The sequence below is a fragment of the Mesorhizobium sp. WSM4849 genome (genome assembly GCF_055811385.1).
In genome coordinates this window covers 174,547-190,728 of the sequence record NZ_JBVVPW010000003.1, presented here as the reverse complement: position 1 = coordinate 190,728, position 16,182 = coordinate 174,547, and the positions used below count along the sequence as shown (strand labels likewise).

General features: G+C 63.6%; 18 protein-coding genes. 9 read left to right on the top strand and 9 right to left on the bottom strand.

Going from position 1 to position 16,182, the window contains the following annotated elements:
* Positions 1-3: 3 nt before the first annotated feature.
* The 3 genes from AC0L3L_RS04325 to AC0L3L_RS04315 all read right to left on the bottom strand — a co-directional run bounded on the left by AC0L3L_RS04325 (position 4) and on the right by AC0L3L_RS04315 (position 1,723).
* On the bottom strand, positions 4-432 hold the full coding sequence (locus tag AC0L3L_RS04325) for a low affinity iron permease family protein (protein WP_473636784.1): 429 nt from the start codon (positions 430-432) through the stop codon (positions 4-6).
* A gap of 84 nt (positions 433-516) precedes the next feature.
* Positions 517-1,158: a DapH/DapD/GlmU-related protein gene (locus AC0L3L_RS04320; RefSeq protein ID WP_473636678.1), complete on the bottom strand. Its 642-nt coding sequence runs from the start codon at positions 1,156-1,158 to the stop codon at positions 517-519.
* 70 nt (positions 1,159-1,228) lie between these two features.
* Positions 1,229-1,723, bottom strand: coding sequence for a CreA family protein (locus AC0L3L_RS04315; protein WP_473636783.1), 495 nt, complete (start codon positions 1,721-1,723; stop codon positions 1,229-1,231).
* Between the two features lie 212 nt (positions 1,724-1,935).
* Between AC0L3L_RS04315 and AC0L3L_RS04310 the strand changes: the two genes are divergently transcribed.
* Positions 1,936-2,511, top strand: coding sequence for an SCO family protein (locus tag AC0L3L_RS04310; protein WP_473636677.1), 576 nt, complete (start codon positions 1,936-1,938; stop codon positions 2,509-2,511).
* A gap of 85 nt (positions 2,512-2,596) precedes the next feature.
* The gene (locus AC0L3L_RS04305; protein WP_473636676.1) at positions 2,597-3,469 is read left to right on the top strand and encodes a 50S ribosomal protein L11 methyltransferase; all 873 of its coding nucleotides are present in this window, start codon (positions 2,597-2,599) and stop codon (positions 3,467-3,469) included.
* Between the two features lie 35 nt (positions 3,470-3,504).
* On the opposite strand, the gene AC0L3L_RS04300 is transcribed toward AC0L3L_RS04305, so the two are convergent.
* Complete coding sequence (locus tag AC0L3L_RS04300; RefSeq protein ID WP_029351430.1) at positions 3,505-3,690, bottom strand: hypothetical protein; 186 nt, start codon at positions 3,688-3,690, stop codon at positions 3,505-3,507.
* A gap of 271 nt (positions 3,691-3,961) precedes the next feature.
* On the opposite strand from AC0L3L_RS04300, the gene AC0L3L_RS04295 reads away from it, so the two are divergent.
* Positions 3,962-5,806 (top strand): aminopeptidase P family protein, encoded by a 1,845-nt coding sequence (locus AC0L3L_RS04295; RefSeq protein WP_473636675.1) that lies wholly within the window; start codon positions 3,962-3,964, stop codon positions 5,804-5,806.
* Positions 5,807-5,837: 31 nt separating this feature from the next.
* On the opposite strand, the gene AC0L3L_RS04290 is transcribed toward AC0L3L_RS04295, so the two are convergent.
* A complete protein-coding gene (locus AC0L3L_RS04290; RefSeq protein WP_473636782.1) occupies positions 5,838-7,352 on the bottom strand; it encodes a winged helix-turn-helix domain-containing tetratricopeptide repeat protein in 1,515 nt (504 codons plus the stop codon).
* 163 nt (positions 7,353-7,515) lie between these two features.
* On the opposite strand from AC0L3L_RS04290, the gene AC0L3L_RS04285 reads away from it, so the two are divergent.
* From AC0L3L_RS04285 to AC0L3L_RS04260, 6 genes are all read left to right on the top strand, one after another.
* Positions 7,516-7,962 carry a cupin domain-containing protein gene (locus AC0L3L_RS04285; protein WP_473526593.1) on the top strand — a complete coding sequence of 149 codons (447 nt, stop codon included), beginning with the start codon at positions 7,516-7,518 and terminating at the stop codon, positions 7,960-7,962.
* A gap of 205 nt (positions 7,963-8,167) precedes the next feature.
* Positions 8,168-8,716 (top strand): RNA polymerase sigma factor, encoded by a 549-nt coding sequence (locus AC0L3L_RS04280; protein WP_473636674.1) that lies wholly within the window; start codon positions 8,168-8,170, stop codon positions 8,714-8,716.
* Positions 8,713-9,117: a hypothetical protein gene (locus tag AC0L3L_RS04275; RefSeq protein WP_473636673.1), complete on the top strand. Its 405-nt coding sequence runs from the start codon at positions 8,713-8,715 to the stop codon at positions 9,115-9,117. The genes AC0L3L_RS04280 and AC0L3L_RS04275 overlap by 4 nt, the downstream gene beginning before the upstream one ends.
* Positions 9,114-9,581, top strand: a complete 468-nt coding sequence (locus AC0L3L_RS04270; RefSeq protein ID WP_473485260.1) for a periplasmic heavy metal sensor — start codon at positions 9,114-9,116, stop codon at positions 9,579-9,581. The genes AC0L3L_RS04275 and AC0L3L_RS04270 overlap by 4 nt, the downstream gene beginning before the upstream one ends.
* 71 nt (positions 9,582-9,652) lie before the next feature.
* On the top strand, positions 9,653-11,023 hold the full coding sequence (locus AC0L3L_RS04265; RefSeq protein ID WP_473636672.1) for a DUF1800 domain-containing protein: 1,371 nt from the start codon (positions 9,653-9,655) through the stop codon (positions 11,021-11,023).
* 5 nt (positions 11,024-11,028) lie between these two features.
* Positions 11,029-12,168, top strand: coding sequence for a DUF1501 domain-containing protein (locus AC0L3L_RS04260; protein WP_473636671.1), 1,140 nt, complete (start codon positions 11,029-11,031; stop codon positions 12,166-12,168).
* Between the two features lie 24 nt (positions 12,169-12,192).
* On the opposite strand, the gene AC0L3L_RS04255 is transcribed toward AC0L3L_RS04260, so the two are convergent.
* The 4 genes from AC0L3L_RS04255 to ligA form a co-directional block, all read right to left on the bottom strand.
* A complete protein-coding gene (locus tag AC0L3L_RS04255) occupies positions 12,193-12,489 on the bottom strand; it encodes an AzlD family protein (RefSeq protein WP_077383210.1) in 297 nt (98 codons plus the stop codon).
* Complete coding sequence (locus AC0L3L_RS04250) at positions 12,486-13,214, bottom strand: AzlC family ABC transporter permease (RefSeq protein WP_473636670.1); 729 nt, start codon at positions 13,212-13,214, stop codon at positions 12,486-12,488. The genes AC0L3L_RS04255 and AC0L3L_RS04250 overlap by 4 nt, the downstream gene beginning before the upstream one ends.
* A gap of 107 nt (positions 13,215-13,321) precedes the next feature.
* Positions 13,322-14,008 (bottom strand): DUF2461 domain-containing protein, encoded by a 687-nt coding sequence (locus AC0L3L_RS04245; RefSeq protein ID WP_473636669.1) that lies wholly within the window; start codon positions 14,006-14,008, stop codon positions 13,322-13,324.
* Positions 14,005-16,155, bottom strand: a complete 2,151-nt coding sequence (gene ligA / locus AC0L3L_RS04240; RefSeq protein WP_473485255.1) for an NAD-dependent DNA ligase LigA — start codon at positions 16,153-16,155, stop codon at positions 14,005-14,007. The genes AC0L3L_RS04245 and ligA overlap by 4 nt, the downstream gene beginning before the upstream one ends.
* Positions 16,156-16,182: the final 27 nt, after the last annotated feature.

Here is a 16,182-nt window from a genome sequence, read left to right as displayed (position 1 = left end):
CGCTCACGCCGCATGTGTCTTCGAGCCGCGCTTTTGCGCAGCGGCTTTCTTGACCGCCGCATCGGCGATCTTCTGGTCATGCCGTTTCGCCGCCTGTTCACATTTTTTGCGGATCTCCTCGACCTCGGATTCGGTCAGGTGCTCGATGCCGATAAAAGTATTGTGGGCTTTGCCGACCCGGATCAACTCGTCGAGTTTCGTCTGAATCGCCGTGCCATCGCGGTTCTGGGTGTTCTGGATGAGGAACACCATCAGGAAGGTGACGATCGTCGTGCCGGTATTGATGACGAGTTGCCACGTATCGGAAAAGCCGAATATCGGCCCGCTTGCCGCCCAGACAACGATGACCAGAAAACAGAGGGCGAATGTCGTCGGCAGACCGGCAAGATGGGCAACGTAGGTGGCGATCCTGGTGAAAAGCTTCTCGATCATAGCGAAGAGAAACAACCGGCAACCGCTCCGGGTTCCCTTGCAAGGAGGGATTTCACGGGCATAACCGTGCACGCGCCCGCAAGATCAGGGTATTTCGTTTTCCCAGCGATCGAGAAAGGCCTCGATGGACAGCGCCTGCATGTCGGGGATGGCCTTGGCCAATTTTTCAACCGGCCAGTCCCACCAGGCGAGGCTTTCGATCCGCGCGGCGATGTCCGCCGCAAAACGTTGGCGCAATTGCCTGGCCGGAACACCGGCGACAATCGAATAGGCAGCTACGTCGCGCGTCACCACAGCGTTGGCGCCGACGATCGCGCCATTGCCAATGGTCACATCAGGCATGATCACCGCGCCATGGCCGATCCAGACGTCGTGGCCGATACTGACGGCCTTTGCCCGCCGTCGCTCCCGAAATCCGGCGTCGACGCCCAGCCAGCGAAAATACTCGTTCGGCCGGTAGCTGAGCTTGTGCTGGGTCAGCCGCTCGATCGGATGCTCCAGCGCGTTGATGCGGCTGTTGGCGGCGATCGAACAGAACTTGCCGATGGTCGTGTAGATCGCCTCGGCGTGGCGCTCGAAATAGGAGAAATCACCCACTATGACTTCACGCAAGATGACCCGCTCGCCGATCGAGGCGTATCGTCCAAGCTTGCACGCCTTCAATTCCGCGGTCGGGTGGATACGCGGCTCGGGATCTTTCAGGACAAGATTTTCGGGGCGATCCATGCCGGCGGCTTTACGCCCGAGCGATTGGTCCCGCAAGCGGGACCAATCGTCCGTCACCTGTTACCAGAGCCTATTTCGGCTTGCCGTTGCTCCACACCACGTTCTGGCCGTAGAGCGGCACGGTGGTGACCGACATTTTCGCCGAACCGTCCTGCACCTGGCGCGAGTGCGACAGATAGATCAGGGTCTCATTGGTCCTGTCGTAGATGCGGTTCACCACCTGCTTCTTCCAGATCAGGCTGATGCCCTGCTTGAATACCTCCTCGCCGGCCTCGCTCATGTCGATGTCGCTGATGGTGATCGGCCCGGTCTGGCGGCACGAGATCGAGGAATCGGACGGGTCCTCGAACCAGTTGCCCTTTTGCAGGCGATCGATCACGCCGCGGTCGAAATAGGAGACGTGGCAGGTCACGCCTTCGACCTTCGGGTCCTTGATCGCCTCGACGATGATGTCGTTGCCGAGCCAGTCGACGCCGACCTTGCCGACCTCCTGGGCGACAGCCGCACCAGCACCGATGACAAGGCATGCGGCGAAAGCGCCGCCGATCAGTTTTCGCCCAATCAGTCCTTGCAAGGAAGCCTCCTGCGGTTCGAGTTTTGCCGACCTCAGGTGGGACGGGCGGCAGCGCTTTGCAAGCGGATCATTTTTTGACAGGAATGCCGGTTGCGGCAACGCGACATCTTTGCGCGCGCGAGATCTAACCGTTAAGAGTGTTCGCCCAACAAGCTCCAGGGCGCCGATACGGCGCCAATGAAAATCGCAATGGACACCAATTGATGATGCGTTCAATTCTGGTCGGCATTCTCGTCCTGATGGCGGCGGGCATCGGCTGGCTCACCTTCGACTGGTACCGCGGGCATTATGGCGGCGAGCCGTTCGGCGCGCCGTTCACGCTGGTCGACCAGAAGGGCGCCCCGATCACCGAGGCTGAGTTTCGCGGCCACCCCAGCGTCGTCTTCTTCGGCTTCACCCATTGCCCGGAAGTCTGCCCGACCACGCTGTTCGAACTGGCCGGCTGGCTGAAGACGATGGGTGACGACGGCAAGAATCTGCGCGCCTATTTCGTGACGGTCGACCCGGAGCGCGACACGCCCGAAATCATGAACGCCTATATCAGCAACTTCTCCGACCGCATCCTCGGCATAACAGGCGAACCGGACAAGGTCCGTGCCATGGCCAAATCCTTCGGCATCTATTCGAAAAAGGTCGATACCGGCAACGGCGACTACACGATGGACCACACCGCTTCGGTGTTGCTGCTCAACGCCAGGGGCGATTTCGCCGGCACCATCGCCTATGGCGAAAACCCGGACGCCGCCATCGCCAAGCTCAAGCGGCTGGCGGCAGGCTAGTGCCTGATCCCGAACCGAAGGTCCGCGCCAGCGAAAGTGGGAACCGGTTTTCGGATAAGATCATGCTCACAAAGAAAATCGTTTGATGACCCAAACGCGACTTTATTTCAGCACTGGAAAGATCGAGGCCGACCGTATCTTCGCGGCGTTCGGAGCGGCATTCGAAGATGAGGGCCTGCCGATTGGCTTGGTCGAAGTCGACGAGGACCGCGACATCCACGAAGTGTCGCTCTATGCCGACGGCGATGTCGATGCCGTCGAGGCGCGCGTGGAAGAGATCCTTGCTGGGCTTGCCTTGTCGAGGCCGATTGCGCGCGAGCCCGTGCCAGATATCGACTGGGTGTCGCGTTCGCTGGAGGGACTGAAGCCGGTGCGCGCCGGCCGTTTCTTTGTTCACGGCGCGCATGACCGCGGGAAGCGCCACAGCGGCGAACTCGCCATCGAGATCGAGGCGGGCCTCGCCTTCGGCACCGGCCATCACGGCACCACCGCCGGCTGTCTTGAAATGCTGGAACAGGTCGTGCGGCGCGAGCGCCCGCGCAACGCGCTCGACCTCGGCACCGGCAGTGCGGTTCTGGCCATCGCGCTGGCCAAGCTCGCCCATATCCCGGTGCTGGCGACCGATATCGATCCGGTCGCCATAAAAGTCGCCGCCGCCAATGCGCGGCTCAACCACGTCAAGGCGCTCGTCGAAACGGTGACGGCGCCGGGCTTTCACCATCCGATCTTTGCAGCCCGCGGGCCCTTCGACCTCATCGTTGCCAACATACTGGCGCGGCCGCTTATGCGGCTGGCGCCCGAAATGGCCAAGCATATCGGTTTGGGCGGCTCGATCGTGCTGTCAGGCATCCTCGACCGGCAGCGCGACGCGGTGGTCTCGGCCTATGTCGGCCAGCAGTTCCGCCATGTCAGGACGTTGCATCGCGAAGGCTGGGTGACAATCCACCTCAAGCGGTGACGCGCAGCGCCTTCAAACGCAAGCCGTAAATTCGCTCAGACGTAGCGCGACCTTGCCGCCTTCTTCAGTTCTTCGCGATCGTAGCCGTTCGCTTTCAGCGTTTCGTCGTCAAAGCCAAGCAGAACGCCGCTCACATAGCGGCTCGCTTCGCGCTGTCGCGCTTCGATGAGAGCATTCACAGCGCTTCTGAAAAATCCGCGTCTGGCTGAAATCGTGGACATGATGGTCTCCTTTGCAGGGCAATAAGACTCTTTCCTCCACGTCAAAAAGGTAAGCTCTGCTGACCTGTTTGAAAATCGCTGATTCTGCATGGCGTCCATGCGAAAATGCGATGCTGCTGGACCAAATCCCGCCGATTGTCAGGCGGCGGACGCTGTAGCACTTTGATCTTGCGCTGATTTTCTCCGAACCGAAGATCCGCCCAGCAAAAGTCGATTCCGATTTTCGGGGTCATGCGCTACGGTCGCGCCAACATCCGAGGAGAGGCCCGTCATGTTCCAGACCTTTGATCCCGCCGGCGACCCCGCTGTCGCCAAGCCGCGTGTGGCGTTGCTGCGTCAATGGCTGGCGGCCAACGGGCTGGATGGCTTCATCGTGCCTCGTGCCGACGAGCATCAGGGCGAATATGTCGCCGACCGCTCGGCGCGGCTGAAATGGCTGACCGGCTTCAGCGGCTCGGCCGGCGTCGCCATCGTGCTCGGCGACCGTGCTTTCATGTTTGTAGACGGGCGCTACACGCTGCAGGTGCGCCAGGAGGTCGATCTCGACATCTTCTCGATCGAAAGCCTGGTCGACAATCCGCCTCCCACCTGGATCAAGGACAATCTCGGCAAGGGCGTGCGGCTTGGCTTCGATCCGTGGCTGCAGACGATCGGCGACGTGAAAGCGCTGAAAGCTTCGGCCGAAAAATCGGGAGCGACATTGGTGCCGCTCGAGAAGAATCCAATCGACGTCATCTGGAAGGACCAGCCCGAACCACCGCTGGCGCCGGTCGAGCTCCATCCGATCGCCTTTGCTGGCGAACTGGCCAAGGACAAGCTGGCACGGCTGGCCGAGGCCATCGGCAAGGACGGCGCCACCCATGCCGTGCTGACCGACCCGTCCTCCATCGCCTGGGCCTTCGACATCCGCGGCGGCGACGTGCCGCACACGCCGCTGGCACTCGGCTTCGCCGTGCTCGCCGCCGATGGGTCGCATCTCCTTTTCATGGACCAACGCAAGTTTTCGCGCACCGTCGCGGCCTATCTGACGCAGCTCGCCGAATTGCACGAACCCAGTGAATTCGAAGCGGCGATCGCAGGATTGGCCAAGCGCGGCGCAAGAATCGCGCTGGATCCGGTGCTGGCGGCGGAGAAACTGAGAATGCTGGTCGAGGACAATGGCGGCACCGTCATCACTGCACCCGATCCTGCCCGCATTCCACGCGCGACGAAAAACCAGGCCGAGATCAACGGCGCCCGCGCCGCGCATCGCCGCGATGGCGCCGCGGTGGCCAAGCTGCTTTGCTGGCTCGACCGCCAGGAACCCGGCAAGCTCGACGAGATCGCGGTCGTCACCAAGCTTGAGGAGTGCCGCCGCAGCACCGGCGAGGAAACGCAAATGCCGCTGCGCGATGTGTCCTTCGACACAATCGCGGGCGCCGGTCCGAACGGCGCCATCATGCACTACCGCGTTTCCCGCGCCACCAGCCGAAAACTTCAGCCTGGCGAGTTGTTCCTGCTCGATTCGGGCGGACAGTATCAGGACGGCACCACCGACATTACCCGCACCGTGCCGATCGGCACACCGACCGAGGAAATGCGCGAACGCTTCACGCTGGTGCTGAAGGGCATGATCGGTATTTCCATGCTGCGCTTTCCCCCGGGCACGCGCGGTTCCGAGATCGATGCCGTGGCGCGCCTCGCTCTGTGGAAACATGGCTGCGATTTCGCCCATGGCACCGGCCACGGCGTCGGTTCCTATCTGGCCGTGCACGAGGGCCCGCAGCGCATCGCAAGGACCGGCACCGAAAAGCTGCTGGCAGGCATGATCGTCTCCAACGAGCCGGGCTACTACAAGGAAGGCTCTTACGGCATCCGCATCGAGAACCTCATTCTGGTGACACCAGCCGAGCAGATAGAGGGCGGCGACATCGCCATGCACAGCTTCGAGACACTGACGCTGGCGCCGATCGACACCAGGCTGGTGCGATCCGACCTTTTGACGCGCGACGAGCTGCATTGGCTCGACACATACCACGCGCGTGTGATGGCCGAGATCGGACCGATGCTCGACGGCGAGACGCTGGCCTGGCTTGAAAAGGCAACCGCACCACTGCCGCACGACCAGAAATCCTGATTTTCGGCAAGGCCGGAAATGGCATGTAGCGTTATCGCTGCCAACCGGCTTTCTTCAACAGATGCGCCATCTCATCTGCCCAATGTGGATTGCGCAGCCTGAGCGGCGCCAAGGCATCGCCTGAAGGGTTTTCCATTTCCCGCATCAGCTCGACGCAAGATCCGGCCTCCGGCAAGCGGCCGAGCGAAACGTAGCAGCAGGCGAGAGTTTCGTGAGTGGGCCGCCATGCGGGAGCGATCTTGCGCGCCTTGATGGCTGCGGCAAGAGCCTCGTTTGCCTGTCCTGCAAACAAGTAGGCGAGCGCCAGAACATTGAACCAGACGAAGTTCTGAGGATCGTAAGGATTCAACATAAGGCCTTGTTCGAGCGGCGCTATCGCTTCGGATGCGCTGCCACGAAAAAACTGTCCCATCCCCAACACCAGATGACCAAGGGCGAAGCTTGGGCTGATTTCGATCGCCTTTTCCGCGGCAAGAACGGCCTGTTCCGGTGCATTGGCGTAGATGCTGCAGATGGCCAGCGCGTAGTGCGAATAGGGATTCTTCTCGTCGAGCGGAACCGCCTTCAAGGCTGCATCCAGGCCCTCCCGGATATCCTGTTCCGGTTTGTCGCTCCAGCCGTAAGCGACGATGCCGGCGCTCACCCGGCCGAGCCAGAGATGGGCCTCTGCGAGTTCAGGATCGAGCCTGCATGCCTCCCGGAACAGCTTGCGGGCACTCAAGTGAGTTTGACGGCCGACGTGGTGGAAATGCCAGGTACCTTGCCGCACCAGGTCCCAGGCCGTCGCATTTCCGCTGCTGCGTGCAGTGGCTGGAAGCGATTCCGTCTTGAGAAGTTCGGGCTCGATCGCGCCGGCCACCCGCTCGGCTATGGCATCCTGGACGGCGAATGCCTCCGTCATTTCCATCTCGTATCGTTCGGCCCAGATCTGATTGGCCGAGGCCGCATCGACCAATTGCGTCGAGACCCGAATATGCTGGCCGGACCGGCGCACGCTGCCTTCCAGCACATAACGGACGCCAAGCTCGCGGGCCACCTGTTTGGAGTCGACTGGCTTGTCCTTGTAGACGAAGCTGGAATTGCGGCCGATCACCCGGAACCAGCGGAACCTCGTCAGCGCTGTGATGATGTCCTCCGTGATGCCGTCAGCCAGATAGGCCTGTTCCCCGTCGCCGCTGACATTGGCGAACGGCAAGACCGCGATGGACGGTCTTTCGGAGAGTCCCGCCGGCTGGCCGGAACTTGGCAGCGCGCCGTCTGCAGCGGCGTCCAGCACACGGACGCTGCCGGCGAAACGATATCCGGTGCGGGGAACCGTGGCGATCCACTCGCTGCCGTCTGGCTGTGGCCCGAGCAGCTTGCGCAGGGCTGCAATCTGCACAGAGAGATTGCTTTCTTCGACAACGGCATCGGGCCAAGCCGCTTCCATAAGCGCCGTCTTGCTCAGCACTTGAGCCGGTGTCTCCAGCAGGGCTTGAAGCAACGACAAGCCTTTGTGCCCGAGCGCAACCGGCCGGCCCTCGCGGACAAGCCCCCCGCGCAGCATGTCGAGCACGAACGGGCCGAACGCTAAGCATCGCGGCGCTGCGACATTCCGCTTACCGGCTTCGGAAGAATTCGGAACTTTTCGCCTCCCCTTTTAGGACTCCGGCCGGACGTGCGGTCATCTTGGCCGTTCTTCGTATAGACTAACACAAATGGAGGTCGAAATGACGATGTTGAAGCAACCGTCAGGAGCGGACAGTGTGGCGCCCAGCGACAGAAAAGCTGTAATCGTCGGGGCTGGCGAGGCTTATCGGGCCGAACAGGGGTCGGACTATCTGCCGGGAATAAGTGCTGAGACCGTCGGCGCGAAGGCGCTTTGGCTGGGCGTCGTCACGATGCCTCCGGGGAAGCGGACCAAGGCCCACGTCCACGCACGTCACGAAACAGCATTTTATATGCTGAGCGGAGACGAGCTGGAGATGTGGAGCGGGGACGAACTGCAATTTCGGGACGTCGTGCATCCCGGCGACTATCTCTATATTCCCGCCAACGTGCTCCACGTCGCCGTGAACCGGGCAAGCGCGCCGGCCATTTTTATTGGCGCCCGCAACGAACCGACCGCTCAGGAAAGCGTCGTCCTGTTCCCGGAGATGGACGGGAGGATACCGTAGAGGCGACCTTCCAGGAATCATTGGTGGGGCGCCCTTCAACCGAACATTCCGCCAATGGTGTGCCGCCAGACCGGAGCCATGTCTATCACGCCAAGCACGGGTCGCCGACGGATTTCGCGTTGAAACTCGTTGAAGGCACATAGCGGGTGCAGGATGACGGTTGTGTCGGCAGAAGGTCTGGCGTGGTGGAACGAGAAGGCAGAGCGTGGGCGAGAGCGACGAGCGGCTTCTGGCGCTGATCGCGCAAAACAATGCGGCTGCGGTGGAAGCCATGGTCGAGCGCAAGCTGCCGCGGCTGATCCGTCTCGCCACCCGAATGCTGGGCGACCGCGGCGAGGCGGAGGACGTCGCGCAGGAGACCTTCTTGCGCATCTGGCAGGCGGCTCCGGGCTGGCGCGCCGGCGAGGCGAAGTTCGACACGTGGCTGCATCGCGTCGCACTCAATCTCTGCTACGACCGGCTGCGCAGGCGGCGGGAGACGCCGGTGGCGGAGCTTCCCGATCGCCCCGACGAACGCCCGGGCGCGGAAGCGGATATGCTCGCGGCCGACGATCAGCACCAGGTGCAGCGCGCGCTGGCCGAGCTGCCGGAGCGCCAGCGCGAGGCGATCGTGCTGCAGTATTATCAGGAGCTTTCGAACAGCGATGCGGCAGAGGTCATGGGGATCAGCATCGCGGCATTGGAAAGCCTCTTGTCGCGGGCGCGGCGGCAGTTGCGCTCCAGGCTCGGACGAGACAGGGACGAAATGACATGACTCCAGAGAGGTATTCCGAGCTCGTTGCCGCCTATGGCGGGTCGCCGCAGCGATGGCCTGAAAACGAGCGGGCGGCGGCGCTGGACTTCATCGCCGCCAATCCGACTCAAGCCGAAGTCGCACTTGCACCAGCGGCGGAGCTCGACGATCTGCTGTCGTGCCATCGCGTCGCAGCTCCGGACGGCGCGCTCGCGCGAAGGATCATCGCCACGGCGCCGCCTGCGCTGTGGCGCCGCACACGGCTCATCTGGCAGTGTGCCGGATTGGCCGGCATCGGACTGGCGGGCGCGCTGGCCGGTGTGCTGACAGTCGCCGTGCTGTTGTCGCTCAACAGCGCCCCTGACGATGGCGGCGCCTATGCGCTGACCGCATTCGGCGACATGCAGGGGGACGTGCAATGAGCGAACGCAGCATCAGGATCCTGCTTGCCGTCTCGCTGGCGCTGAACATCTTCGTGCTCGGCGCCACTGCCGGCGCTGGCTATATGTGGCAGACGCGCGAGGGGCAGCGCGACGGGGTGGGCGACCAGCGCGGCCTGCGCTTCGCCGCGGCCGGCCTGTCGCCCGAGCAGCGCAAGGCGTTCCGCCAAGCGCTCGCCGAGGCGCGGCGCCAGTCGGCTGCCGACATCGAAGCGGCTCGGACCGGCCGCGAGCAGGTCGCGCGCCTGATCAAGGCCGAGCCGATCGACGCAGCGGCTGTCAGTGAGACGCTCGCCTCGGTCCGGCAAGCCGATATGGCGCTGCGCGGCCGGCTCGAACAGGCAATCGTGAGCTTCGCGACGACACTGACGCCAGCCGACAGGGCGCGGCTTGTCGACGGCCTGCGCGGCCGCAGCAACATGCTGCGCCGAGCGGACGAAAAATAGAGCTGGAAAGAGCGACGGATTCCGGTCACTGCCGCATTGAAGCCTCTGAAGCAATGCTGACGGAGGCACGATTGGCACGTCCGAGCGAGGTCGCGGTTGCGCTCAACCGCTTCGGCCTGGGCGCCCGGCCCGAAGACGAGACACCGGCCGACCCGAAATCCTGGTTGATAGCGCAGTTCGAAGACTACGATGCAAACCCAGCCGTCTTTTTCGGCGCGCAGGACTCGGCCACACTCGGTGACGGCTACGTCGAGGCGATGCTCGAGGCCAAGGACGCCGAGGGGGCCGCAAAGATGGCCGCCCGCAAGGCGGCGCGCCAGGAGGCTCAAGCGCTCTATCGCGACGAGGTCGACATGCGGGCACGCGCGGCGCTCGAAACGTCGACGCCCTTCATCGAGCGGCTCGTGCATTTCTGGTCGAACCATTTCGCCATCTCGGCGGAGAAACCGCAGGTGACCCTGATCGCCGGCGCCTTCGAGCGCGAGGCGATCCGCCCGCATGTGCTCGGCCGCTTCGAAGATATGCTACTCGCCGCCGAGCGCCACCCGGCGATGCTGTTCTATCTCGACCAGGTGCGCTCGATCGGTCCCAACTCGAGATTTGCCAACCGCGCAGCAAAACGCAACACCAAGCGCAAACCCGGCATCAACGAGAACCTGGCCCGCGAAATCATGGAACTGCACACACTCGGTGCACGCTCCGGCTACAGCCAGGCCGACGTGACCGAATTCGCGCTGGCGCTGACCGGTTTCAGCACCGGACGCGCCAGAGGGCGGGGCCAGGCCGGCACCTTCACCTTTCGACCCGGGCTGCACGAGCCAGGCCAACGCACGATCATGGGCAAGACCTACGACCAGGGCGGGGACAAACAGGCGCTCGCCGTGATCGGCGACTTCGCGGCGGTCGAGGCGACCGCAACGCATATCGCCGCTAAGCTGGCGCGCCACTTCATCGCCGACGAGCCGCCGGCAGCGGTCGTGACACGGCTCGCCGAAGCCTTTCGCCGGTCCAACGGCGATCTCGTCGCCGTCTACCGCGCGCTCATCGACAGTCCAGAGGCCTGGCAACCGGCGGCGGCGAAGTTCAAGACGCCGTGGGAATGGACGATCTCGGCGCTGCGCGGCCTGGGCCGCAGCGACATCGGCAAGCCGCGCCTGGCGCAGCTGCTCAACCAGCTCGGCCAACCGGTATGGCGGCCGCGTTCGCCGGCCGGCTATGACGACGTTGGCGGGAGCTGGGCGGCACCCGACGCACTGGTCCGCCGGGTCGAGGCGGCGCAGCGCCTCGCCGCACAGAGTGGCGACATCGATCCGCGAGATCTCGCGCAAAAACTCTTTGCCGGCTCACTCAGCGAGCTGACGATGGCCGAAGTCGACCGCGCCGAGAGCCGGCGCACCGGCATCGCGCTGCTGCTCGTGTCGCCCGATTTCCAGAGGAGATGACCAAGATGAAACGCCGTCAATTCCTCACTCTCGCCGGCGTCGGCCTCGGCTCGATGCTGATCGCGCCGCACATCGTCTTCGCCACTGTGGAAACCGACCGCCGCTTCGTTTTCATCATCCAGCGCGGCGCCGCGGACGGGCTGAACACGATCATTCCCTATGCCGACCCCGCCTACCGCACACTGCGCGGCTCATTGGCAATCGACAATCCGACAAAGCTCGACGGTACGTTTGGCCTGCATCCTTCGCTCACCCGGCTCCGCAAGCTGCATCAGGACAAGCAGGCACTGTTCGTCCAGGCGGTCGCTTCGCCCTATCGCGAGCGCTCGCATTTCGACGGTCAAAATGTGCTCGAAAGCGGCGGCACCTCGCCCTATGAGCGCCAGGACGGTTGGCTGAACCGGCTGGTCGGCATGCTGCCGAAGTCTCGCAGCGAAGCGATCGCTTTTGCACCGACCATCCCGCTAGCGCTGCGAGGCCAGGCGGACGTCACCTCCTATGCGCCAACCGCCCTGCCAGAGGCGCCGGACGACCTGATGATGCGCGTCGGCAAGCTCTATGACGCCGACGAACAGCTGCATACGCTGTGGAGCAGCGCGATTGAGACACGGGCGCTGGGCGCGGTGAACTCGCAGCGCAAGGACGCAGCGAGCGTCGGCCGCACCGCTGCGGGCTTCCTCTCCAAGGCCGACGGACCGCGCGTGGCCATGATCGAAACCAGCGGCTGGGACACGCATAGCGGCCAGCAAGGCAGGCTGGCCAACCAGCTCAGAACGCTCGACGCGCTCATCGATGCGTTGCACGTTGGGCTCGGCGATATCTGGAAGGATACGACCGTGCTGGTCGCCACTGAGTTTGGCCGCACTGTCGCCGTCAACGGCACTGGCGGCACCGACCACGGTACGGCATCGGCCGCGATGATCGCTGGCGGAGCGGTGAATGGCGGGCGGGTGCTGGCCGACTGGCCGGGACTGTCTACCGGTGCGCTCTACCAAGGACGCGACCTCGCACCGACGCTCGACCTCGACGCGCTGATTGCGGTGACGGCCGCCGAAATGTTTGGTCTCGATCCGGAAGAGACGATGCGCACGCTCTTTGCAGGAGGTCGATTCGACCCCGCGATCTCCGACATCGTGCGCAAGTAGGACTGGCGTACTCAGCCGGTCCGGTTACCCGACGAACTGGCGGGCGAGGACCAGCACAGCGGCGCCGGCCAAAAACATCGCCATAAGCCCGCCGCGCAGCGAGACCAGCCCGGCGACGATCAATGCCGCCCATTCCGCCGGCCCGGCGCCAAGCGCCGCGGGCGCCACCAGCGTCGTCAGCACCGCGGCAGGCACGGCGTTCAGCCCGGCCTCGACGCGCGGATGGATGTTTTCGAAGCGCGAGATCACCAGATGGCCGCCGATGCGGGTCAGATAGGTCGCAATCGCACCGGCGATGATGATCCACAAGGTTGTGCTCATGGCCGCGCCTCCACACCGCTGTGGTGCGGCGGCAGGATGACCGCGAGCAGCACGCCGGCCACGGCGCCAATGGAGACGTGCCAGGGCGAGCCCACCGTCTTGTAGGCGATGATGGAGGCAGCTGCACTGGCGACGACCACCGGCAGCCACAGCGGCCGTTTGCGAAAGCTCATGACCAGTCCGAGAAAATAGATCGGCAGCAGGAAGTCGATGCCCAGCGCATGCGTATCGGGAATGAGCTTGCCGAACACCGCGCCGAGCGCGCTTTCGGTCACCCAGAACACATAGACCGGCAGGCCAAGCCCCATATACCAGGCGAAGCCGACCGTCTCGCCGGCCTCCGCCTTGCGCTCAGCCACCGCAAACTGCGGATCGGTCAGAATGAAATAGCCAACGGCCTGCTGCATCACTGGCCAGTGCGCGATGCGCCGGCCTATGCCTGCCGAGTAGAGCACATGGCGGAAATTTACGGCGAAGATCGACAGCACGATCAGCCATGGCGCGACATGCTGCCCGAACAATTCGATGCCGACCATCTGGCTGGCGCCGCCGAAAACCATGGCGCTCATCAGGAAGGCTTCAAGCACCGAAAAACCGTTGTCGACGGCAATCGCCCCGAACAGCAGTCCAAACGGCGCCGCCGCCACGACGACGGGCATGCTGAGCCGCACGCCTTGCCAGAAATCGCTTTTTGCGCGGTTTTCGGAGATTGCTTCCGCCGACATCAGCCACTCCTTAGGGAAAGCCCGTATGTAGGGAGCGCCGCCAGCCTTGTCACACCAATTCGCTTGAGCCAATGATCAGCGGAAATGATCGCTAGAACGCAGCCAGTCTACTCGACCTGGCCTTCGATCGCCCTGCCCCAGTCAAGCAGCGGTTTTGCCCGCAAGGCGAAATCGACAAGCTCGTCGACCAATGCCGGCCCATGGATTCCCGCAGGGTCGATCCCGTGCCGGACGGCGAAATGCCGGTTGCGGATGGCCGCCGCGAGATCGGCCTCCGTAACATGCTCGAAGCCGCGTGGCGCGCGCTTCATGCAGCCTTCCGCGTCGAGTTCGAGACGGTTTTGCTTCAGCGCCTTGATCAGCGCCCGGAATTCGTCCGGCCGCGTCGCGATGGCATTGCGCATCGCCAGCAACAGCTCCGGACCCGGCTGCCACCAGGCAACGCCTGCAAAGCAGCGCTCAAGCCCGATATGGACGAAGAACACGCCCTGTTCCATCTTGGTGCCGTCAGGCGAAAGGATTGCCGACAGATGCCGGTTGTAGGGCCGTTTGTCCTTGGCGAAACGCACGTCGCGATTGATCCGGAACAGCGACTTCTTGCGATCGCCGCGCAAACCCAGCCCCGCTGCCGCGAAACGCTCGGACAGCGTTTCGACCAGATCGCCGAAGGGGTCGCGCAACTCGCCTTCGAAGAGGTCGCGGTTTTCCAGAAACCACTCCCGGCTCTGATGAAAATCGAGTGCCTTGAGGAAAGGAATGGCCTTTTGGCCGAACCCGTTAAATGCCACCGTCACGACTTGCCGATCCGCGCCAACCACGCATCCTCATCGATCACTTCGATGCCGAGCTCGTTGGCGAGCTTGAGCTTGGAGCCGGCACCTGGTCCGGCAACGACGAGATCGGTCTTCTTCGACACCGAGCCGGCGACCTTGGCGCCGAGCTTTTCGGCCATCGCCTTGGCCTCGTCGCGCGACATCTTCTCCAGCGCACCGGTGAAGACCACCGTCTTGCCGGAGACCGGCGACGACACGCCACCGACCGGCTCCTCGTCGAGCACTGTGACTTCCGCCAGCAATGCATCGAGCGCCTGCCGGTTATGGTCTTCGGCGAAGAAATCGACCACCGCTTCGGCAACGATCGAGCCGATGCCGTTGATGCCGTTCAACTCCTGCCAGGCAGCGTTTCCAGGGTCACCCTTGCCGGCCGGCATGACGGCGTTTTGCCCGGCTTCGCGGAAAGCGGCAAAGGAAAGGAAATGGCGGGCCAGCCGCTTGGCATTGGTCTCGCCGATGTGGCGGATGCCGAGCGCATGGAGGAAGCGCGAGAACTCGACCTGCCGCCGATCGTCGATTGCCGCGAACAGCTTGCGTACCGAGGTCGCGCCGAAACCGTCGACATTCTCGAGCTTGGTCAATGATGCTGCCTGCCGTGCCTTCAGGGTGAAGATGTCGGCCGGCGAATAGATGCGCAGCGACGGATCCTCGGCATGGAAGAAGAACTCAATCTGCTTCTCACCGAGCCCCTCGATATCAAAAGCACCTCGAGACACGAAATGACGCAGACGCTCCACTGCTTGCGCAGGGCATATCAATCCGCCGGTGCAGCGCCTGACGGCTTCACCCTCCTCGCGCACGGCGTGGCTGCCGCAGGCCGGGCAAAGCACTGGGAAAGCATATGGCATACTGTCGGGCGGCCGCTTCTCCAAGACCACGTCGATGACCTGCGGGATGACATCGCCGGCACGCTGGATGCTCACCGTGTCGCCGATGCGAATGTCGCGGCCTTCGCGGATCGGCTGGCCGTTATTGCCGATGCCTTTGATGTAGTCCTCATTGTGCAGCGTTGCGTTGGTCACCACGACGCCGCCGACCGTCACCGGCACCAGCCGCGCCACCGGGGTCAGCGCGCCGGTGCGGCCGACCTGGATGTCGATGCCGGTCAGGATCGTCGTCGCCTTCTCGGCCGGGAATTTGTGCGCGATCGCCCAGCGCGGCGAGCGTGAGACGAAGCCCAGCCGCTGCTGCAGCTCGAGGCTGTTCACCTTGTAGACGACGCCGTCGATGTCGTAGCCGAGCGTCGCCCGGTTGGATTCGATCAGCCGGTATTGTTCGAGCAGCCCCTCGACGCTGTCGAACAGCTTCATCAGCGGATTGACCCTGAAGCCGAAACGCTCGAACGCCGCCACCATGCCCATCTGCGTGTCGGCGGGCATGGCACTCACCGCGCCCCAGGTATAGGCAAAAAACCGCAGCGGCCGGCTGGCGGTGATCGACGTGTCGAGTTGGCGCAAGGAGCCTGCTGCCGAGTTGCGCGGATTGGCAAAAACCTGCTTTCCGGCCTCGGCATTGCGGCGATTGAGTTCGGCGAAATCGGTGAGGCGCATATAGACCTCGCCCCGCACTTCCAATACTTCGGGGAAATCCCCCGAAAGCACATTGGGAATCTCGGCGATGGTGCGGGCGTTGGCCGTCACATCCTCGCCGACCTGACCGTTGCCACGCGTTGCTGCCGTCACCAGCCGTCCGGCCTCGTAGCGCAGCGACAGCGACAGGCCGTCGATCTTCGGCTCGGCCGTCATGGCCAGCGGCGCGTCGGCGCCGAGCCTGAGGAAGCGGCGAATGCGGCCGACGAAATCGATCACATCCGCATCGGCAAAGGCGTTGTCGAGCGACAGCATCGGGATGGCATGGACGATCTTGCGGAATTTTTCCGAGACCGCCGCGCCGACTTTCCGAGACGGCGAATCCTCGCGCACAAGGGCGGGAAACCGCTGCTCGATGGCGAGGTTGCGCCGCCGCAGCGCGTCGTAGGCCGCGTCCGAAATCGTCGGCGCGTCCTCGGCATGGTAACGCTGGTCGTGAGCGGCGATGTCCTCGGCCAGCCGCTTCAGCTCGCTGGCTGCTTCACTTTCACTGAGCGAATCGACTGGTTTATCGGACATGCACGGCTCCTCGACGCATGACCCCGA